At 55.2% G+C, this 21,205-nt stretch carries 19 protein-coding genes; 3 read left to right on the top strand and 16 right to left on the bottom strand.

Annotation, left to right across the window (positions count from 1 at the left end):
• Positions 1-22: 22 nt before the first annotated feature.
• The 15 genes from INF61_RS07740 to INF61_RS07670 all read right to left on the bottom strand — a co-directional run bounded on the left by INF61_RS07740 (position 23) and on the right by INF61_RS07670 (position 14,735).
• Positions 23-439 (bottom strand): hypothetical protein, encoded by a 417-nt coding sequence (locus INF61_RS07740; protein ID WP_047051733.1) that lies wholly within the window; start codon positions 437-439, stop codon positions 23-25.
• Positions 433-1,422 carry a hypothetical protein gene (locus INF61_RS07735; RefSeq protein ID WP_193547664.1) on the bottom strand — a complete coding sequence of 330 codons (990 nt, stop codon included), beginning with the start codon at positions 1,420-1,422 and terminating at the stop codon, positions 433-435. The genes INF61_RS07740 and INF61_RS07735 overlap by 7 nt, the downstream gene beginning before the upstream one ends.
• A 76-nt stretch (positions 1,423-1,498) precedes the next feature.
• Positions 1,499-1,981, bottom strand: coding sequence for a type VI secretion system tube protein Hcp (locus tag INF61_RS07730; RefSeq protein WP_014884229.1), 483 nt, complete (start codon positions 1,979-1,981; stop codon positions 1,499-1,501).
• Between the two features lie 180 nt (positions 1,982-2,161).
• The gene (locus INF61_RS07725) at positions 2,162-2,611 is read right to left on the bottom strand and encodes a T6SS amidase immunity protein Tai4 family protein (RefSeq protein WP_022651413.1); all 450 of its coding nucleotides are present in this window, start codon (positions 2,609-2,611) and stop codon (positions 2,162-2,164) included.
• Positions 2,596-3,090 carry a T6SS effector amidase Tae4 family protein gene (locus INF61_RS07720; RefSeq protein ID WP_022648411.1) on the bottom strand — a complete coding sequence of 165 codons (495 nt, stop codon included), beginning with the start codon at positions 3,088-3,090 and terminating at the stop codon, positions 2,596-2,598. Before INF61_RS07720 ends, INF61_RS07725 begins: the two co-directional genes overlap by 16 nt.
• Before the next feature lie 3 nt (positions 3,091-3,093).
• Entirely contained in the window at positions 3,094-3,519 is a 426-nt protein-coding gene (locus tag INF61_RS07715; protein ID WP_193547663.1) for a Rap1a/Tai family immunity protein, read from the bottom strand.
• 79 nt (positions 3,520-3,598) lie between these two features.
• Complete coding sequence (gene tssC / locus INF61_RS07710; RefSeq protein ID WP_006810956.1) at positions 3,599-5,098, bottom strand: type VI secretion system contractile sheath large subunit; 1,500 nt, start codon at positions 5,096-5,098, stop codon at positions 3,599-3,601.
• A gap of 3 nt (positions 5,099-5,101) precedes the next feature.
• A complete protein-coding gene (tssB, locus tag INF61_RS07705) occupies positions 5,102-5,626 on the bottom strand; it encodes a type VI secretion system contractile sheath small subunit (RefSeq protein WP_008502644.1) in 525 nt (174 codons plus the stop codon).
• A 75-nt stretch (positions 5,627-5,701) separates the two neighbouring features.
• A complete protein-coding gene (tssA, locus tag INF61_RS07700; protein ID WP_015570331.1) occupies positions 5,702-6,718 on the bottom strand; it encodes a type VI secretion system protein TssA in 1,017 nt (338 codons plus the stop codon).
• Positions 6,719-6,729: 11 nt separating this feature from the next.
• Positions 6,730-7,446 (bottom strand): type VI secretion system-associated protein TagF, encoded by a 717-nt coding sequence (gene tagF, locus INF61_RS07695; RefSeq protein ID WP_015570330.1) that lies wholly within the window; start codon positions 7,444-7,446, stop codon positions 6,730-6,732.
• A gap of 16 nt (positions 7,447-7,462) precedes the next feature.
• Positions 7,463-11,083: a type VI secretion system membrane subunit TssM gene (tssM, locus tag INF61_RS07690; RefSeq protein ID WP_193547662.1), complete on the bottom strand. Its 3,621-nt coding sequence runs from the start codon at positions 11,081-11,083 to the stop codon at positions 7,463-7,465.
• Positions 11,084-11,085: 2 nt separating this feature from the next.
• Positions 11,086-12,324: a DotU family type VI secretion system protein gene (locus tag INF61_RS07685; RefSeq protein ID WP_003859963.1), complete on the bottom strand. Its 1,239-nt coding sequence runs from the start codon at positions 12,322-12,324 to the stop codon at positions 11,086-11,088.
• A gap of 17 nt (positions 12,325-12,341) precedes the next feature.
• The gene (gene tssK / locus INF61_RS07680; protein ID WP_048219899.1) at positions 12,342-13,685 is read right to left on the bottom strand and encodes a type VI secretion system baseplate subunit TssK; all 1,344 of its coding nucleotides are present in this window, start codon (positions 13,683-13,685) and stop codon (positions 12,342-12,344) included.
• Between the two features lie 28 nt (positions 13,686-13,713).
• Positions 13,714-14,217 (bottom strand): type VI secretion system lipoprotein TssJ, encoded by a 504-nt coding sequence (gene tssJ / locus INF61_RS07675; protein WP_022648418.1) that lies wholly within the window; start codon positions 14,215-14,217, stop codon positions 13,714-13,716.
• A 23-nt stretch (positions 14,218-14,240) separates the two neighbouring features.
• Positions 14,241-14,735, bottom strand: a complete 495-nt coding sequence (locus INF61_RS07670) for a hypothetical protein (RefSeq protein ID WP_006810964.1) — start codon at positions 14,733-14,735, stop codon at positions 14,241-14,243.
• Between the two features lie 848 nt (positions 14,736-15,583).
• Between INF61_RS07670 and INF61_RS07665 the strand changes: the two genes are divergently transcribed.
• Both INF61_RS07665 and gap read left to right on the top strand, forming a co-directional pair.
• Complete coding sequence (locus INF61_RS07665) at positions 15,584-16,564, top strand: GlxA family transcriptional regulator (RefSeq protein ID WP_023303874.1); 981 nt, start codon at positions 15,584-15,586, stop codon at positions 16,562-16,564.
• A 78-nt stretch (positions 16,565-16,642) separates the two neighbouring features.
• The gene (gene gap, locus INF61_RS07660; protein WP_015570325.1) at positions 16,643-17,653 is read left to right on the top strand and encodes a type I glyceraldehyde-3-phosphate dehydrogenase; all 1,011 of its coding nucleotides are present in this window, start codon (positions 16,643-16,645) and stop codon (positions 17,651-17,653) included.
• Positions 17,654-17,740: 87 nt separating this feature from the next.
• Here the strand turns inward: gap and INF61_RS07655 are convergent, their stop codons facing one another.
• A complete protein-coding gene (locus tag INF61_RS07655) occupies positions 17,741-19,078 on the bottom strand; it encodes a carbohydrate porin (protein WP_017384306.1) in 1,338 nt (445 codons plus the stop codon).
• Between the two features lie 438 nt (positions 19,079-19,516).
• Here INF61_RS07655 and INF61_RS07650 point away from each other — a divergent pair, with 438 nt between their 5' ends.
• Positions 19,517-21,199 carry an alpha,alpha-trehalase gene (locus tag INF61_RS07650; RefSeq protein WP_032619545.1) on the top strand — a complete coding sequence of 561 codons (1,683 nt, stop codon included), beginning with the start codon at positions 19,517-19,519 and terminating at the stop codon, positions 21,197-21,199.
• Positions 21,200-21,205 lie beyond the last annotated feature (6 nt).

The raw sequence follows: 21,205 nt of genomic DNA, 5'->3' as shown, positions 1-21,205 counted from the left end.
GGGGGTTAAGGGCTGATTAAAGCTATTTGACTACATTCAGGAAAATAATGCCGATAAGCAGCCATAGCGTAAAAAGTATGGCCTGAGCTTTATAGCGTCGATGCAGTTTTAATATCCAGCCGATTCTCTCTTCCGGTAAAGCCTGAACGAATTTATAGGCATCATCCTGAACATTTCTGTCTTTGGTAAATTTCATCTTCACGCCTTTGCGAAGACGAACAAACCAGATTATTTTTTGATAGTTCGCCAGCGAACCAAAAAAAGATGCGTAATTTGTCACCAGATCGAGATCGTAGCCTTTTTGCCGATATTCTGAAAGAAGCTGATTATATTCGGCCTCGTGTTTTTTAAAATAACGGGAACTGATGAGGTCCATAATTACGACAAGTAAAAATAAAACAACAATCAGAAATAAAAGAATATTTTCTACATTCACCATAGTTTATCCATGACATATTCAGTTGCTCCACCGGCAACTTCGCCACCAAGGTATCCACCCGCAGCGGCGCCTACCACAGAACACGCGAGCAACCCTACACCACCTGTTGCCACGCCCAATGCAACACATACGCCAGCCCCAGCCATGGCGCCATACTTTCCGCCATAAATCCCGCCCGCAAGACTGGCGCCAAATTGACTGTACTTCTTAACGGCGACTTTGGAACAACTCTGCTCTCTACCTACTGTACAGGCATCGTAAACTTCATTGGTTGTGTTTGCACCAGCGAAGCCGATAGCAAGCCATCCTCCCATTTTCAGAAAACGGGCAGCTTTTGATGCATTGTCTACATATGTTGAATACCCTCGTATCGAGGCAACACCCGCAGTACTCCATTCGTGGACAATTGACCTGCTTGATAAACCTAAAGCGTGCTTGATTTCTTCATAAGGTTTCAGTTTCAGCGTTAGTCTGGACAGCTTATTTAATAAAACGTCCAGCTCAGAAAAAAGTTTCTGTCTCTCAACAAAAAACTGCTGCCCGATCAATGTGCCTTGCGTTCTGTATTGATTTTGATAAGCCAGCTCGATAGCTTTTAATTTCTTTTCTATTTCGCTAAAGTACCTTTCACCTGCATCAGCAACCACCCCGAGAGATTTATCCATAAAATTAGTTAATGCTGCGATGGTACTAAAATGCTTGTTAAAGAAATTAGCTTCATCTGTATTCAGTTCTGCCAATGCTCCATTAACCTTTTGTTTTGCATTTTGTAATTGTTTTAGCTGAACCGCATTTTCAGCACCCGGAGCATTAAGGATCAATATTTGCCCGGGTTTTAACCACCGTGTGTCCCTGTTCACTTGCATAAAATAACGTGCCGCTTCACTGTCTGGTTTATTGAACAGCAGCCTTGCCTGGAAATCTAACGTACCAGCCTGCTGAACAACACAATAACCAGGAGCAACCGTTGATTTTACGCTCATATTGACATCCCTTTGTAACCGAAATTAAGTCTCTGTAAATAATGACCGGGGAAAACTCCCCCGGTCACGCGCGCAATTACGCTTCTTTGTTTTCTTTGATGTTCCAGCCAGCGCTGCTTTCAGCACCTTTACCACCGGCAGTGGTCTGCTCCCAGTACTGCTGTTTCACTTTCGCAGCCTGGAATGCATAGGTCACGCCAACGGTATCGCCGTTGTCTGCACCCGTGTACTGAACGGAAGTCACGAGAACGTCTTCCAGGGTGATGCGGGTGTATTCAACCTGCTGACCACCCGCTTTGCAGACGGACAGTTCAACTTTGGTCAGGTGTTTACCGCTTGCGCAGTGTTTCAGGATTGCTGTAGTGGATTTGTCGATCAGAGCGTTAACGTGCAGGTCGTTAAAGTTAACTTTACCGGCACCGCCGCCACCGCCAACGCTCATATTACCTGGCTGGGACGCGCCCCAGGAGAAGGAGGTAATATCAGTCCAGCCGGTGTGGTTAGAATCTTTAGATTCGCCCGTAACACCCTCGACCTTCAGAAACATATCAATAGCCATAATATCTACTCTTCGTGGATGAACAATATTGCTTTCGAAAAAGCCCTTATATGGCAAACAGGAAAGCATGGGGCTGAATAAAACCGTCCATATTTTACCTCTGCCTCATATCAAACGACCCGTGTCATTTGACAGTCTTACATTCCCCCTGAATGAACGGAAAGAATGTGAAGTCTTTTACTACTGCGGATTATCCTGAATCCAGGTACGATCAGGATCGCCAATGATGAGCTGCGGAACCAGTTTATTCAGTTCGTCGCTATGATAAAGACGTAGACAATTTAAGGTTACGCCTTTTACATCAGGTTTGCGCTCCGAGTGGAAACCATTAATTTGGTTTTTATACTTCCCAATAATGGCGTTAACTTTGTCAGTACCGTTTTCAGCATCAAACGGTATCCATTCAATAAATGCACTCGCACTGCGGGCCGCATCAGCAGAAAATTGACTGCCTTTATCTGCCACCTGCGCAAGGCAGCGCGCCAGGACAAAATCTTTTACCACCTGCCGGTATGTTTGCTGCTGATAAAAATCAACGTAAGGGTTGTCACCGCGAGCAGAAAAAGATAAGCAAGTGAGCAAAAGAAATACGGTCTTTAGACACCTGAATATAATTATTTTAATTCCCAAAACCAGATTTCCTGACAGTACGGAAAGCAATCGGAGTTACATATAAACGAATTATTACTCAGAGGCTCGATAAGGTCGATATGACCACCGCCATACCCATCAATTTTATTGAAGAAAACAACACCTTTTCGGCCCAACATTGAGCGTGCACCAGCCTCGCGGTCTTTAAAGATTTCTGCCTTGCCAAACACATGGGATTTATAAAGCTGATCGGCAAGTAATTTTGCGCCAGGCTCGATTGTTTTTCCCTTATAGGGACCGGTCTTTATGGGTAAACGCCCTGTAAATTCAACATTGCATTTTAACAATGCCAGGCTCATTCTTACCGCACAGGTATTTTCGTATGCCGGTTGTTGCTTGATAATCGTCGAATAATCGTAGCCAATTTCTGAAAAAACCTGTTCACCCGAGGCAAAACCCGCGCGTGTGTGATTTGAAGAGTAATGCTGACGTTTAAGTTGTTCGTATAACGGTCTCATTTGTCACTCTCCTTTTTTGCACGGGCGTAATTCTTTCATGCCGTCAATGATGATTTTTGAAGCGCGCTCCTCGCCTTGCTGTTTCGATAAGTTCGCAAAACGAGAATAGAGAAACTCATGTATTGTATTTGGCAAAAAAGGCCTGCCCTTGCACCATGCAGTGCCCTCAGACGCGTCGACTACCCCGAGAAGATACATATTTGCCTTAATGCGTTCACGTTCATTCGTTTTCGACAGCCAGGCTTTAGCAAAACGCTCTGCACTCAGATTTAAATCGTACCCTGTTAACAGCGTCGGATCGCGTTGGAAGTTTGATGTGTCATCCTGAGGCAATGCTTCCGCTTGAGGGTATTTGTAATTTCCAGCGTCCGCGCTTGCGAGAGTAGAAACTGCCAGCAAACTGGTCGCGAGCAAAAGTATATGTTTCACAGTCTATCCTTATTCACTGACAGAAATAAGCTAAGCTCTTCCGCTCAGATGGCCGGCCCCTTCGGGCCGGCCATCGTCATTACGCGTCCTTCGTCTTCAGCGATGGCAGTTTAGATACCAGACGCAGGGAAACGGTCAGACCTTCCAGCTGGTAGTGCGGACGCAGGAAGAACTTCGCGGCGTAGTAGCCCGGGTTGTCTTCGATTTCCTGCACCTGCACTTCCGCCGCCGCCAGCGGTTTTCGGGACTTGGTTTCCTGGGAGGAGTTCGCCGGGTCGCCGTCGACGTAGTTCATTACCCAGTCGTTCAGCCAGCGCTCCATCTCTTCGCGCTCGCGGAAGGAGCCGATTTTGTCGCGCACGATGCACTTCAGGTAGTGAGCAAAACGGCAGCAGGCGAACAGGTACGGCAGACGGGAGGCCAGGCGCGCGTTAGCGGTGGCGTCCGGGTCGTGGTACTCGGCCGGTTTTTGCAGAGACTGCGCGCCGATGAAGGCGGCGAAGTCGGAGTTTTTGCGGTGAACCAGCGGCATAAAGCCGTTTTTCGCCAGTTCCGCCTCACGGCGATCGCTGATGGCGATCTCGGTCGGGCACTTCATGTCCACGCCGCCGTCATCGCTCGGGAAAGTGTGGCACGGTAGGTTTTCCACCGCCCCGCCGGATTCCACGCCGCGAATGGAGGTGCACCAGCCGTACTCTTTAAAGGAGCGGTTGATGTTGGCCGCCATCGCATAGGCCGCGTTCGCCCAGGAGTAGCTGTTGTGGTTCGCGCCGTCGGTCTGCTCTTCAAAATCGAAGCTGTCCACCGGGTTGGTGCGAATACCGTACGGCAGACGCGACAGGAAGCGCGGCATCACCAGGCCCAGATAGCGGGCATCTTCCGATTCACGCAGTGAACGCCAGGCAGCGTATTCGGTGTTCTGGAAGATTTTGGTCAGATCGCGCGGATTAGCCAGCTCCTGCCAGGACTCCATCTGCATCACGCCCGGCGCGGTGCCGGTGATGAACGGACAGTGGGCCGCAGAGCCGATGCGCGCCATCTCGCCCAGCAGCTCAACGTCCTGCGGGCTGTGGTCGAAGTAGTAGTCGCCCACGATGCAGCCAAACGGCTCGCCGCCGAACTGGCCGTACTCCTGCTCGTAGATTTTTTTGAAGATCGGGCTCTGGTCCCAGCCCACGCCCTTGTAGCGCTTCAGGGTGCGGCCCAGCTCCTGCTTGGAGATGCTCATAAAACGGATCTTCAGCATCTCGTCGGTTTCGGTATTGTTCACCAGGTAGCTCAGCCCGCGCCAGGCGCTCTCCAGCTTCTGGAACTCCTCGTGGTGAATAATCTGGTTCACCTGTTGTGAAAGCTGCTCGTCAATACCGGCAATCAGGTTCTGAATGGTGCGGTAGGTATCGTTTGAGAAGGTCACGGTGTTTTCCAGCGCCTGCTGCGCCAGGGTTTTAACCGCGCTTTCTACGGCAGAGCGCGCCTGATCGGTTTTCGGGCGGAACTCTTTATTCAGCAGCGCGCTGAACTCGTCCTGGCTGAACGCCTGGCCCGCCTGCTGATCGTGTTGTTGAGTCTGGTTGCTCATTGATTATTCCTCGCTACCTTTCGCACTTTCGTCATTTTTTGGCAACTGGCTCAGGGATTTGAGCAGCGTCGGATCCTGGAGAATTTTCGCGATCAGCTCTTCCGCACCGTTTTTACCGTCCATGTAGGTCAGCAGGTTGGAGAGCTGGGTACGGGCTTCCAGCAGCTTGTTCAGCGGCTCTACTTTGCGGGCCACCGCGTCCGGCAGGAAGTCGTCCATGCTGTCGAAGGTCAGATCGACGTTGAGCTTACCTTCGCCGGTCAGGGTGTTATCCACCTGGAACGCCACGCGCGGCTTCAGCGCCTTCATGCGTTCGTCGAAGTTGTCGATGTCGATTTCCAGGAACTTACGCTCGTCGACGGCTGGCAGATTTTCCACCGGCTTGCCAACCAGATCGGCCATAACGCCCATCACAAACGGCAGCTGAATTTTGCGTTCTGCGCCGTAGATCTCTACGTCGTACTCGATCTGCACGCGGGGAGCACGGTTGCGTGCGATGAATTTCTGTCCACTGTTACTCATTGCCATGATGTTCTCCATCAAAGATGCGCGGTGAAGGTGAAACGGCAGACTCCATGCCTGTCGTCATAATGCCAGGACGCGTCATTCGCGGCGTCCAAAGATGTTTTCCAGTTGGTTAACGCCGTCTGGCGCCAGGTCGCGAATAATGTCCATAAAGTTGAGTTCAGACAGCCGCTGCACCCGTTCAATCATCAGCGGTGCGGGATGGCTGGGTTCGTACTGCGCAAAATACTGTTTCGCTTTTTCCAGCATCAGCTGGGCGTCGGCGCGGCTGGTCACCTGCACGCTGCGCCAGTCCGTCACCTGCTGAACGGGCGACGCGGCCACCGGCTGCGGCTCGGCGTGCTGTTCAGCCTGCGCGTCACGGTTCGGCAGCAGCTTGCTGATATCGGTCACCTGACAGGCGCTGGAAACCAGTCCGACGGTTTTCAACAGCTGTTCCATCTCCGGTACGCCACTTTCCCCGAGATAGCCGGTAAGCAGTTCGCGGATGGCCAGCAGGCGTTCGTTGATCACGATTACCGCTTCGGTGCCGGGCTGATCGCCCCGGGCCAGCTCATCGATCAGTCGTGGACGACCGCCCGGATAATCCGGACACTCGGTTTTACTGCCGTCAAGCAGCGCCTGGGCGTCACGGAGCGAAATCTCATCGCCGTTTGAGCGGAGCAGTGAGGCGTTACGCACCGCGACCGTCAGGTCAGATTTATCACTCAGCCCGGCGAGGGCATTGATGCGGTAGAACGGATCGGTTTCGCCATACTCTTCCAGCAGCGGGTAAAGTTGCTCCCAGTAACGGGACAGGGCTTCCTGCACCAGCAGTAGCCCGTCGGCGTAACCTGCCAGCCCGCGACGACGCGTCCAGGCATGGGTTAACGCCAGCATGACGCGAAGATCTTTGGTGCGACCCAGCAGGCTGGTGGCGAGTTTTTCCACCGTGTTCCAGTCGGCAGGCTCTGCCGGAATGATGGTGTCGCCAAACTGCTGCTCGGCTTTACCCTGACTGGCCTGACCCATGGCCTGGAAATCAGCGTCGTACTCCAGGTTTTCACCGCAGGGGTTATCGGGGCTTATCGGCGCGAGAAATTCATCGATATTCATAAGATCCCTGCTTATTCAAACATAGGCGGGTAAAGACCGTGGCGGCCCGGACGGGCGCCGCCTGCCGGATCGAACAGCAGCGTAAAGAGCTGCCCGGTGAAGTTTCCGCTGTGGACGTGGGTGTACAGCGGATAGCCGTCGCAGCGGTTTGTCCACCAGTAGCTGGTCTGGCGCAGCGGATCAAAACACTCTGCCGCCTGCGGCCAGCCCAGCGTGCTCTGACCATCGTCGTCATAGCCAATCACGTCGAGAATGTCGGAACGCTTTTGCGGCTCAACCGGCTGGGGCGCCGGGATGGTCATCAGCATTTCATCCAGCTGGGAGGCAGAATAGCTGTTACGCACCGCGTGCAGCCCCAGACGGCCAAGCTGCTGGTACCAGCTTTCAGCCTGCCCGAGCAGGCGGGATGACCACTCGGCGGGGGTGAAGCTCAGTTGCAGGCATACCGGATAGTGGCGGCCTACGCTGTCACGGCCCGGCAGCAGGCAGCCCATCTGAATCATCTGGCTACCGAGCATCGGCGGGACGACAAAGTTCCACACCGGGGCTTTTGAAAACGGGCGCTCGCCGCTGCGCTGCTCTTCCTGTTGCCAGGCCAGCAGGCCGACCTGGAACCAGTGCGACCACTGGCGTTGCAGGGTATCCGGAAAGCGACGCTGCAAAAAATCTCCGGCGCTGGGTAATTTGCCATACCAGCTATAACGGTTCATCGCAGGGGTATTCGTCATACGGCTGTCCTTGCGGTTATGGGCATGAGAAACGGGGAAGCTGGAACGGGTTGCGGATGCTGTTCGGGGCAAACTCCAGCGTGACCTGATGTCCGTCGACGTTGAAGGTCGCCTGACGGCTCAGGCTACCCGCGCCAGGGCTGGTGCGCGCCTTGTCGAAAAAGCGGTTGAGCGCCCAGGAACCGTTAGTTACCAGCGTTGCGGTGCTGCCATTGGTCAGACCGAGCTGCATACGCACCTGGTTCGTCCCGCCCGGCCCCGGCCAGTTCATGATCTGCACCGCCTGCGGACCGTGGCTGTAGCGCAGCAGCTGGCCGTCCACGTCCAGCGTCAGGTTCAGAATGGTGTTGTCCATCCGCACGGTGCGCACCGTCACCCTGAAGGATGGCGTGGTCGCGCCGTTGGCGAAGAAGGCATCGCGGACAGACTGCGCCTGCTGGAACGGACGCAACAGCCCTTCGCTGCCCGGCAGCGTTTTACCGTCGATGCCCGGCATAAAGCGCCAGTTCGCCTGGGTGGTGTCCACCTTGTTGGTCAGGTTGTCGCGGAAAAAGGTGTCCATCAGTCCGGTGCCCGGCGCGAACATGCGGGCGAGATCGTCCGGCGTCACCTCGGTGCTGGCGCTGCGCACCAGTGGATAACGCCCGGCAATCGCCTGACGGCAGAACCCACCCACTTCCACGTTAATGCGCTTACGCACGTTCTCCAGATCGCGACGCTGGGTATCGCTGCTGGCGCCGACGGCCATATTGCTGAACATGGTTTGCAGCCCGCCCGGCAGACGTCCCGCGCTGGCTTGCAGGCGGCTGATTGCATCGCCGCCCGGCGCGGGCATACCGCTGTTTGCCGCATCCTGAACGGCGGTCAGGTAGCGATAAAGCTCGTCAACCTGCTTAAGAAAATCGTCAAAGACGATGGTCTTGCCACCCTTCTCCAGCGGCTGCGCCAGCTCAATCATCGGCGCATAGTGGTCAGTCACCAGTTGTTCAGGCGCCTGCGTCACAACCGCGCCCTGCGTCGGGGCGTTGTCACCGTTGCTGAACAGCGCTTCCAGCGTGCGGGTGGCGCGGTTGCTTTGGTCTTCCGCTTTCTGCGCATCTTCCGGCGCAGGCGCAGTGCGCGACAGGGTCAGCACCTTGCTCAGGTTAAGCACCAGACGGCGCAGCGGCGAGTTGGTGCCTGAAAGCAGGCGCGCGGTGTTGATGCGCTGGGAAAGATCGGCGCTGTTGTTGAGCTGAATGTCAGCGAGAAAGCGATCCCAGTTGACGATAAAGTCGCGCATGTAGAGCTGGCGCACGGCGTTGTCGATCTGCTGTTTATCTTCCTGAGCGGTGGTCGCTCCCAGTACCCAGGCATCGTCCTCGTGCAGGGCGGTGGTCACACTGTCGATCTGGTCGTTGAAGCTCTTCCAGTAGCCGTCCGGCGTATACAGACCCGCTACGCCCTCACTCACCGGCTTGCCGCTTTTACGGGAAAACACCAGCTCGCTCTGCGGGCCGCCGAGATCTGAAAGCGAAACCGGCTTCAGGTTTTCATCATGCTCCAGCAGACGTTTCAGGCGGCCATATACGCGTGTTGAGAGCGGCTGCTGGTTGATAAGCGCCCTTTCACGTGCCACCAGATCCTCATCCTGCGCATACGGTGAAGCCTGAATTTTTGGCTCCAGCAGCTGGGTCAGGTGCCATTCCAGCTCCTGAAGCTGCGCCTGCGTCACATTCTGCGGCAGGTTGCGTTGCAGGTTAAGCATCACCCACGAGTGCAGGAATTTGCCGTCATAGTGCTTGGGCTGATAAAGCATCTGATAGGCTTTCAGCGCCTCGTAGCTGTACTCCACGTCGCTGCCGTTGTCGTTGCGCAGCCAGGCGGTAATGTGCATTGCCACGGCGGGCAGCAGCATCTGATCCAGCGCCTTCTGATACAAAGACTGCGAGGCATCGCTGACGTCATCCCCGCGATAAAGCCCCATACGGCGAGAAACCGGCGGGTCGTTAACGTCGAAGGCATCGCTTTTCGGCAGATCCACCAGGCTGTTAAGCAGCGGCAGAAGCACAAACAGATCGCGCTGGGGCTGGTTTTGCAGCGCCTTGCTCTGCTGCTCCAGCATCGGCACTTTTTCGTCCACTTCTTCCAGATAGGCTTTATTTTTGGCGTAGCTGGTCAGCCACAGGCCACCCAGGATCACCAGCAGGGCCAGCAGCGCCGCGTAGCCGGACCACATCACGGCGCGGTTGCGCAGCTCCCACCAGCGGTTTTCCCCGGCGATGCCCGCTTCCTGGAAAATGACGTTTTGCAGCAGGTTTTTAATGAAGAAGCTTTGGCCCTTCGCGCCTGGGATCGGCGCCTCTTTGCTCACCGAATCCCAGCGCGTGCTTTCCCCCCCTTCAGGTAAGGAGAGCGCGCGGTTCAGCTCGCCCATCACGCGGTCAAACGGCATCCCTTCCTGAGTGCCGCTGGCAAAGTAGATGCCGCGCGGCGAAAATTCAGTTTCGAAGTTTGAGCGGGCAAAGACCGTGCTCAGGTAGTCAGCCAGCAGCGGACGCAGCGCGGCGAACTCCTGCGGGAAGAGATAGGCTTCCGCACGGGTTTTGGCGTCATGCTCTTTGAGCATGGTTTCCGGAAGGCCAGCATCCAGACGCTGTTGCAGCAGGGAAAATTCCTGCTGGAAGTTGCCCATCAGGTCGTAATCTGCGTGTTTGGTCTGCTCCCACGGCAGCGTAAAGCCCCAGATCTGGTCGCGCTGGGCTTTGTCGTAATCCGCAAACCAGGCGCGGAAGCCTTTAAGCAGGTCCGCTTTGGTCACCATCACATACACCGGGAAGCGAATACCCAGCTGTTCATGCAGCTCGGAGAGACGCTGGCGCAGGTTGACCGCCTGCTGGCGCGAGGCCTCAGCGGACTGCGAAAGCAGGTCGGAAATGCTGATGGTGATAATCACGCCGTTAATGGGCTGGCGACGGCGGTATTTACGCAGCAGGTTGATAAATTCCAGCCACTCCCCGGCGTCCTGAACCTGCTCGCTCTCCTGAGTGGTGTAGCGCCCCGCGGTATCCAGCAGAACCGCCTCGTTGGTAAACCACCAGTCACAGTTGCGCGTGCCGCCAATGCCGCGCAGCGCGGTTTTACCGAAGCGATCCGCCAGCGGGAATTGCAGCCCGGAGTTGGCCAGCGCGGTGGTTTTACCGGAACCCGGCGCGCCAATAATGACGTACCACGGCAGCTGATAGAGGTACTGCGTGCTAAAGCGCTGCGTCCACTGCGCGCCATGTCCCGCTTTGCTGAAGTGGGCTTTTTTCAGCATCTGGGCGGCTTCATCGAAACGCCCGGCAAGGATCTGCTCCTCGCTGTTCAGACGTTTCTGCGGATCGGCCGCCTCCGGGCTGGTGGTATTTTCGTTGAGCTTGTCCATCAGCTTACGGTTCAGCCAGGCGTTATACAGCCGCGGCAGAATGTGGCTCTGGGCCCAAATCAGGTAGACCACCGCAATGCTGATGACGCGGTTCTGCTCTGATTCAAGGGGCCGGGTATCCACGATGGACAACAGCGGGCCAATCATCCAGATGACCGCCGCGAGCGCCGTTACGCCCAGGAAGCTCCACAGAATGCGATTGGTCAGTATAGAAAGTAGAGTTGTCAGCATCCTTAGTTTCCTTGCGGCAATCCGTTCAGCTCGGCCTGGGTATTGTCAGGCGATACCAGCAGCGTAATCTCTACGCGGCGGTTACGGGCGCGATTTTCAGGCGTGGTGTTAGGCGCTACCGGGTTGATCTCACCCCGCCCTTCGGCTTTGACGCGCTCAGGCTGTGAGAGGCTACCCTGGAGCTGTTTTTGCACCGAACGGGCGCGCTCAAGCGAGAGTTCATAGTTAGAAGCGAAGCGTGCGCTGCGGATCGGCACGTTGTCGCTGTACCCCACCACCAGAATTTTGCCGCTGACGTTATTCATCGCCTGGGCGATGCGGTCGATGACCGGCTCATAGCGATCGCGCACCACCGTTGAGGCCGAGGCAAAGAGTCCGTCCCCTTTCAGGATCACCACGCTGCGATCCGCCTCATCCTTAACGGCCACCAGACCGGCATCAATTTCTGGTTTCAGGAAGCCGCGCAGGTTCAGCACCGCTGGCAGCTGACGCGCAGGCTGCTGGATGGTGGTTTCCGGCAGTTGGGACTGGTAAATTTTCGCCAGCACCGGGCTGGTGTTATCACCCAGACGCCAGTTCAGCACGATATAGAACAGGCAGGCGATAAAGCCGACCAGCGCCACGCACGCCCAGAGTGGGATCATCGGCCGCCAGAGCTTGCGCAGAACGGGGCGATCTTCCGGGTGCGGCGAGAGCGGCGGCGGATAGCTGCCGCGCACGCCACGGATCATCTGCCACAGGCGCTGTTTGATGGTTTCAAGCTGGGTCCGGCCATTGTCCAGCACGCGGTAGCGGCCTTCAAAGCCGAGCAGCAGACAGTAGTTGATCATCTCCAGCAGCAGAATGTGTTCGCGCGGATTCTGCGACAGACGCGCCAGCAGCTGGAAAAACTTCTCACCGCCCCAGGTTTCGTTATGAAACGTCACCAACAGACCATTGCTTGACCAGACGCCGCTGCTTCCCCACGGGGTCAGCGCGGCGGCTTCGTCCAGCGCCGTGCAGAGGCAGTAGCGCGCGCCGACAATCACTTCATACGGTAAGCCCGCCTGCTGGCATCGCACTTCGAAACGGCGAATTTCGTCAATCAGGCGCTGGCGCAGCCCGACCTGATCGTCGTGGGAAACCGAATGACGGATTTGCGGAATCGCATTGAGCAGCGGATTGGCGGCCGCCACCAGCTGATTGTTCCCACTGGCTCCGGTAAACACGGCATCACTGCCGGTATCCTGTCGTTCCTGCATATTAAGCGCTCGCTTTATTATTCTGTCGGGCTACGGATGGCCCAGAACTCCATATCGAGACCCGGGAATTCCCCTGCGAGATGCAGCGCGAATGCCCCGGACTTGTCCATCTCGTGCCACAGTTCGCTGCCCCTCTCGAGCTCGAAATAGCTGTAGCCTGCATGCCACGGGATCTGCGGCGGCGCGACGGGCATTGCCCGAAGCATGATGCCCGGCAGCTGGAGCTGAACCAGATCGCGAATTTTCGACACTGGCGCAACCTTCATCTGGGCAGGGAAATGGGTTTGCAGGTGTTCGCCGGGGACATTGGCTTTTACCGCCAGCACGAAGCCAAATTCGCGGACCATGCTGGTCTCCGGCACGGTGGCGATGTTCAGCCCGTGGGAGCGTTCGTGCAGCGGCAGCTGGATGGCATGATCTTCCATGACCAGCGACAGCCCCTGACGCAGCATCAGCATCAGTTTGCTGAAGCAAACGGCGAGATCGTCATGGTCGTAGACCGGCAGTATGCTCTCTGCGGTACGCTGCGGCGTCCAGGTGGCGAGCTCCGTGGCAAACGGCAGCCAGCTGCGCCAGAGCGCTTCAGGGTGAAGCAGCGGCAGCGTTTTTAAATGTGAGACGTCGCCAAGGTGGCGGTTGATCAGCGAGAGAAGCGTGAACTCAACCATCTCGGACGTATTGAAACGCCCCGGCTGGCGCAGTCGACCGCCGATCTGCTGGCTACGCTGCACCAGCAAGCCGTGCAGGTCATTGATCATACCGTACAGCTGCGGGCTGTTATTGGCGTTCAGCATTGGCGGGATGTAGCTGTTATCCAGCCGCACGTGGTTGTCGTTGCGCTTTTCGGTGACGTACGCGACGCCAATGGCGGTCCATTCTGCCGTCAGATCTTTCTCCAGCATCAGGGTCAGACGCAGGCGGCCAAACTGGACCGTCGCCTCCCCGACCGACATGGCGTTGTCGTCTTCCACCTCTTGTTCAAAGGTAATAAAACGCGCCAGAGAAGACGGCTCCTCGCTGAAAATCACCTCTTCACGGCCACCGCGACGAACCGGCAGCGCAAGCACCACCTTTTCATTGGTCAGATTATCGGGGATTTTTAGCGGAGCCGGACCGTTGCGGTCGCTGCGAACCTGGAAAAAGGTGCCGTCAGGCAGCAAACCGCTACAGTAGCTCAGGGCAATACAGCCCTGGCGTAGCATCGCTTCATCCAGCTCAAGGTCGAGAAAGCCCCAGAGATACGATCGCTGCAAGGCCCCCCACTCACGAACGTGGTTGAGGAGGTAGCTTTCTGTCCGCTGAAAATGGTGGGGACGCAGGAACATGCCCTCGGTCCAGACGACCTTTTCTGCTTTCGTCATGATGATCTCTTTCCTGTTATGAAGGGCGTTACTGGCTGATGACCCGGATACCATTTACGTCAAGAAAGACGCTGGCCTGGAGTTCATCTGCGGACCATTTCCAGAACTGGTAAATCGCGTTTTCGCCGGGAACAGGCAAAGGAAGTGAGACGCGCCATTTTTTGCCGTCCAGCGCCTGGTATTCCGCCATCACGCCGATATAGCGCGCTTCCGGTGAGCTTTGTCCGCTCAGGGTTTTCGAAAGCTGGCCCGGCATCAGGAAGAACACATCGCTGTTCAGCAGATTCGCGCCAAGCGTGGCTGACGCGTTGTTCTGTAAGGAGTAGAAGTCACTGGACATGAAATCCGCATCGGATTTCAGCAGCAACACTCTGACCTTAAGCGGTGCAGAATCATTGATTTGAGGATGAGCCTGAAACTGAAGATTGTAGCGGGAGGGGTCGCTGTGTGAAGACGACGTACAACCACCGATCAGCGCGAGAATCAACGCAAAAAAAGGGAACCACATCCGATGAAAATTTTTATTATTCATAAAAATATGCTCGTGAAACCCGTTTAGTTCAGGATCCAGGTACCGTTCGCGCTGTCTTTGCAGGCTTTGCTGTTGCCATCGACATCAACACAGGTGGTTTTCTTACGCGCTTTCGGGCGCAGTGCCTGTTTACGCACGGTGGCTTCGTACTGGTCAGCCTTGATCACGGCACGCATCGGCACGTAACCAATCAGCTGTTCACTCCCTTCATCGGCCAGCGCCATCCAGAAATGTTCAACCTGCCCCAGCACAACGTAAGTTTTGCCGGTCTCAAGCGTACGGATCACTTTTCCGCCGTAGTCAGGACGGCTCATCAGGGATGCCGGGTACATGGCACGGTACGGTTCATTCACCTGAGTGAACTCCGCCGGAGGGGTAACAGCGTGACGGTGCGTCAGCGTGATGCCATTCACCTGGCTGGTCACAATCGTATCATCGGTGATCGCTGGTTTCTGCGGCGCCTTACAGCCCGCCACCGCCATAACAAACAGAAGTGATAACAATACGCGCAGTTTCATATGCTTTTCCGTAGCGATATTTAGAGGATGAAGAGAGGGGATAAAATTTGACTTAGGTGCTATTGTTAAAATAGTCGGAATATTTTCAGCAGGTAACTATTTTAAGGCATAGCTACCGCACGAGCCCGACAGAAATGGGCCCAGCATGCTCCTGACATATTTTGACAAACGGTAGACAAGTTTACATGAGCTTGTCATCAATTCAATATTTCCCACCTGCTTAATGGCGTTTAATGATACGCCCAATGCATTATAGGATTAATCTCATAAAAAATGCGCACTTAGCTAAAATCGTCTTTTTCTTAGACAGATTTCGAGCATAACTCTATGAAAATTAATGGCTAAACAGGAAAAAGAGAACCACTATCATTAACGTAACCCCTTATTATCTCCACTACCATAATTAGTAGAATTTCATTTTTTCTGTGCGCTGCGGGATATATCTGGGATATTTTCATTGTTGCATTCAGAAGATAACTTTTATTGTGCACGAGCGTCCCGCATAAACAAATGGCGGCTAAAAAAATGGCAGAAATTTAATTTCGCGATCCGAAATAAACTGAGCAAAATTCCCCTTTGGGGTTATTTTTTGCACCTAAACAATTAAGCCCGGCTACATCTTTTTGCTCTCTCATCGTTCAGCGCGCTCCCTTGCAGCCCATAAACTGGGGGGGTTCAGCGGCGCTGACAGTGAACCTCACGCAAGAAGTTTTACCGTTACTACATATTTATTTTACTTCTTCCCAACATCTGCCGTTCTACTCTTTCACCCGGCACGCCTCATTTGTCTCTTCTACAATGTTCGCCTGCCGCTTGACTTATTTTGTGATAAAGGTACTTTTCAGGACATGAAGAAGATCCTGATTATCGTTCCCGATGGTGGCATGTTGTTTGAGGCCGCCGGTATCGCCGACATTCTGATGCAGGCCAACCGGCTGCACCCGGACGGCCTTGCGCAGCCCCGCTACCGCACCATTATCGCCACCACCCAGCCTCATCTGGTGATCCACGGCCAGTCCGGCTTGAACCTGCTGGCGGACTATCGCCTGCCGGAGCTTGATCCGCGCGAGCCGCTGGACACGATCATCATTACCGGCCGCGGCATGAATGAGCTGGAGAGCACCGCCGTGGTGGACTGGCTGCACCTGGCCGCGCCGCATGCGCGACGCGTCGCCTCTGTCTGCGGCGGGGCCCTGCTGCTGGCACAGGCCGGACTGCTCGATGGGCGCCGGGCAACGACCCACTGGCGGCTTCTGGAAACCCTGAAAACCCGCTATCCTGCGGTCAACGTTGAGGGCGGCCCGCTCTATGTTCAGGATGGCCCCGTCTGGACGTCCGGCGGCGTCAGCTCCGGGTTTGACCTGACGCTGGCGCTGGTGGAGGATGATTACGGCTTCACCCTCGCCCGCAATGTGGCGCAGGATATGGTGATGTACCTGCGTCGGCCTGGCGGCCAGCTACAGTTCAGCCGCTATAATCTGGAGCAGTCCGGCGCGACCGGACCAGTCAGCGAACTGCAAAGCTGGATCCTGCAAAACCTCACCGCAGATTTGTGCGTCGAAAGGCTGGCCGAACGGGTCGCCATGAGCCCGCGCAATTTCACCCGCGTGTTCACGCGTGACGTGGGCGTGCCTCCGGCCCGTTATGTCACCGAAGCGCGTCTGGCCGCCGCCCGACAGCTTCTGGAGCAGACCCAGGATCCGCTTGAGGTCATTGCCGAAAAAAGCGGGTTTGGTACCAGCATCAACCTGCGCCGCGTTTTTGAAAAGCAGCTTCATCTTACGCCGGGCGAATACCGCCAGCGCTTCCACTGCCGTAGAATGGCGTAATATGATCCGTTTTTGTCATTTACGCCATACGACCTGACGCCTACAGTAACTCCAGACAACACAGATAAGGAGTGCATCATGGTTAAGGTCGGTATTAACGGTTTCGGCCGTATCGGACGTAATGTCCTGCGCGCGGCGCTGGGCAACCCGGATCTCCAGATTGTGGCCATTAACGATCTGACGGACAGTAAAACCCTCGCCCATCTGCTGAAATATGACTCTCTGCTCGGCACGCTGCCGGTGCCTGTGGAAGCGGCGGACGGCGCGCTACAGGTTGACGGGCAACGCATCACCGTATTCAGTGAACGCGACCCGGCAAACATTGCGTGGAAAGACGCAGGCGTTGAGGTGGTAATTGAAGCAACCGGCTTCTTCACCGAACGTGAAAAAGCGGCGGTGCATATCACGAGCGGCGGCGCAAAACGAGTCATTATTTCCGCCCCGGCTAAAAATGATGATCTGACGGTGGTGATGGGTGTGAACCACACGCTGTACGATCCGGCCCAGCATTTTGTGGTCAGCAACGGGAGTTGCACCACTAATGGTCTGGCGCCAGCGGCGCAGGTGCTGCACCAGCAGTTTGGCATTGAGCACGGGCTGATGAACACCACGCATGCCTACACCAACAGCCAGGCGCTGCATGACCAGCCGGAAAAAGATCTGCGCGGCGCGCGCGCGGCAGCATTATCCATTGTGCCTTACTCCAGCGGCGCGGCAAAAGCGCTCGGGAAAGTGATCCCCGAGCTTGACGGTAAACTCACCGGGTATTCTCTGCGCGTGCCGGTTCCGGTGGTGTCGATTGTCGATCTGACGGTGACGCTGAGCCGCAACGTGACCGCCGAAGAGGTGAATGACGCGTTCCGTCAGGCTGCCGCCAGCGGGCCGCTGAAAGGCATCCTGGGCTACAGCGATGAACCGCTGGTCTCCCGTGATTATCAGGGCGACCCGCGCTCATCCATCATCGACGGGCTTTCAACGCTGGTGATTGGCGGGAATATGGTGAAGATCCTGTCGTGGTATGACAACGAATGGGGCTTCTCGAACCGTCTGGTGGATCTGGCGGTGCTGATGGATAAGAAAGGGTTGTAGCCGATCGTATTGCCGGGTGACGCTTGCGCATACCCGGCCTGCAAAATGGCCCCTCTGCCTGCTAACAGAGGGGCATCATGACACTCTTCAGAAATAATATTTAAACCGCACACGACCGCCATAACGATCGTCGTTCTTATCGCTTCCCTTTTTCGGCGACGCGTTCACCCACGAAGCGTAGGCGCCCAGGTAAATGTTAAAGTTCTTCATCTTCATTACGTTGGGAATAAGGTACGACGCATGGACAGTGTGAATATCATACTCACCCGGATCGGTGATCCAGCAATCATTCTCACACTCTGCGTCAAAGGTTGAAGTGTTAAATTCGTCGATTTCGTTATGCGCATAAATATAGCCCAGCTCAGCGTTACGCCACAGGGCATTGACGCCGGAGGTGAAGTCCGTTTCGTCTGCGGCGTCAAGATACGCTGTGTTGAGATTCACGACTATGCCATCCTCAGGATCGGCTTTCAGACCATCCCAGGTCATCGTGAATCCGTAACCGGTGCGGTCAGACTGATCGACCCAACGACCCGCGTCATCCCGATAGCCATAAGCATTGTTGACCAGATTGGTTTCCATGGCGACGGCCGTTGAGAACGGGCCGTCCTGCCACGAAATAACTGGCCGGACATAGGCGACGTTCTTATCATTTTCCAGTTCCGCGCCATGGTAGCGCTGGTCGACGTACAGATCGCTGCCGTCTTTGAACAGCGTATTCAGCTCGAAATACCAGTTATCCAGCGTTTTACTCATCAGGAAGTTACCGCCGCTGTCGGTACGGCCACGCCCCTCTTTCAGCATATAAATGTAACCATAGCCGTCGCTATAAAGATCGTCCGCTGTATTGCCTGAGTATTCAACAAAGGTATCCTGGTTGAGCGGGAACATATCGTAGGCTTCAAAACGTCCAACTTTAATTTCCCAGTCGTTTTCTGCGCCAAAGAAAAATACCGCATCATCAAGGTACATTTGCCCTGCCAAATCGCCCAGTGGTTGTACAGAAAATCCGGAAAAATGGCCGTTATCCATTTTTCGATAACCATCAAACCCCAGCAAAATACGACCATTAATATCCCACCGTTCTTTATCTCCCGGTGCCCAGTCGCTATTAGCACTTTGCTTAACAGAAGTCAGACTGCCGGTTTTGCTGGCAGCATCCATATTAAATTCCACATCGCCATAAAATTTTATATCTCCAAAGCCCGAAAGCGTCAGCTTCGGTGGTGCGTCTTTATTGACGGGCTCTTCTGACTGGACGACCACGGGAGCAGCCTGCTGACTGGCCGCCTGCTGTTGTTTCAACGCCTCGATTTGCGCCTCCAGTTGCGCCAGTTTTTCATCTACGCTCGTCGCGCTTTGTGCCGCAAAAAGAGAGCCAGAACAGAGTGCCCCCACGAGGACAACCATTTTTTTTAATTGCATAGAATCCATCCTGAAATAAAAGTGAATACCCGAAGTGATGGGCCACTCTATTTCGTCTAAATGTTTTTCGGCAGGCTATTATGTTTTTTGTTATGTCGGTTATGTTTTTTTACTTTGTGTGACCTTCACGGAAAGTTATTCGCGGAATGTAATAAAGAAACACAACCCCGTTCACAGAATTAAAAAAGGTTGCAACCCATAAGCCTGGTCAATATTCATAGTGTGCCCTGACAGGATATTTAATTAAAATCATTCCCCAAAAAACATTCCCCGAGTAAATAGTTTTCGGCGCGCTTCTCGCGTCCGGGCGCGGCGGTAAATTGTCTGGTAATGCGCAAAATGGGATATCTAACACGCGAAGCGGGCAATATTCGTCTAAGGTTTTCAGGTGATTGACGACAGCGGTGACGCTGCCCAGCGACGAATGGAGATGAACCGATGATAAAAACTCGAATGCTACGCCCTGGCTTGTTACACCTTACGTTGGCAGGCGCCCTACTCGGTGTTACCGCATTTGGTTATGCTGAAGACCAGCCAACGAGCCAGCAAAGCTCACCTGATATTCTCCTTGGCCCCCTCTTTAATGAAGTACAGAGCGCCAAACTGTTCCCGGATCAGAAAACCTTCGCGGATGCCGTTCCCAAAAGCGACCCGCTAACCATCCTGGCGGATTACCGGATGCAGCATACCCAGTCCGGTTTTGACCTGCGCCACTTCGTAGAGATGAACTTTATCCTGCCGAAGGAAGGTGAGAAATACGTTCCCCCTGAAGGCCAGAGCCTGCGCGAACACATAGACGATCTGTGGCCTGTACTGACCCGCACCACTGACAAAGCGAACAAATGGGACTCCCTCCTGCCCCTGCCAAAGCCCTATGTCGTGCCGGGAGGACGCTTCCGCGAAGTCTATTACTGGGACAGCTATTTCACCATGCTGGGGCTGGCCGAGAGCGGCCACTGGGATAAGATCGGCGACATGGTGGACAACTTCGCTTACGAGCTTGATACCTGGGGCCATATCCCTAACGGTAACCGCAGCTACTACCTGAGCCGCTCTCAGCCGCCTTTCTTCTCGCTGATGGTGGAATTGCTGGCCACGCATGACAGCGACGCGTTGAAGAAATACCGTCCGCAGATGGAGAAAGAGTACGCTTACTGGATGGAGGGGGCTGATGGGCTCCAGCCTGGTCAGGCGAACAAACGCGTGGTGAAGCTGGATGACGGCTCGATCCTCAACCGCTACTGGGACGATCGGGACACGCCGCGCCCTGAGTCGTGGCTGGATGACGTGACCACCGCCAAAAATAACCCTAACCGTCCGGCCACCGAGATTTACCGCGATCTGCGCTCTGCCGCGGCCTCGGGCTGGGATTTCAGCTCCCGCTGGATGGACGATCCACAGAAGCTGGGTACCATCCGCACCACCAGCATCGTACCGGTGGATCTGAATGCGCTGATGTTTAAGATGGAAAAACTGCTGGCCCGCGCCAGTCAGGAAGACGGCGATAACGCCAGTGCAAGTAAATATGACGCGCTGGCCTCCGCACGTCAGAAAGCCATGGAAAGCCACCTGTGGAACGATAAAGAGGGCTGGTATGCGGATTACGATCTGAAAACCGGGAAGGTGCGTAATCAGCTGACGGCCGCAGCCCTCTTCCCGCTGTATGTGAAGGCCGCATCACAGGATCGCGCGGATAAAGTGGCCGCAGCCGCGTCGTCACGCCTGCTGAAACCGGGCGGTATTTCTACCACCACCATCAACAGCGGGCAGCAGTGGGATGCGCCGAACGGCTGGGCGCCGTTGCAGTGGGTAGCGGTGGAAGGGTTGCAGAACTATGGTCAGCAGAAAGTGGCGATGGACGTAACCTGGCGTTTCCTGAAAAACGTTCAGCATACCTACGATCGCGAGAAGAAACTGGTTGAGAAGTACGATGTCTCTTCGACCGGTACTGGCGGTGGCGGCGGTGAGTATCCGTTGCAGGACGGTTTCGGCTGGAGTAACGGCGTGACGCTCAGGATGCTGGACATGGTCTGCCCGAAAGAGAAGCCGTGCGACAGCGTACCGGAGAATCAGCCTGCGGCAAACGATGATGTTGCACCTGCGAAACAGGCGGCGCAGTAGCGCCCC

It is taken from the genome of Enterobacter cloacae complex sp. P18RS, assembly GCF_014982105.1.
GTDB lineage: Bacteria > Pseudomonadota > Gammaproteobacteria > Enterobacterales > Enterobacteriaceae > Enterobacter > Enterobacter hormaechei_C.
Note: the sequence above shows the minus strand (reverse complement) of the source record. Positions and strands in the feature narration are given on the sequence as shown.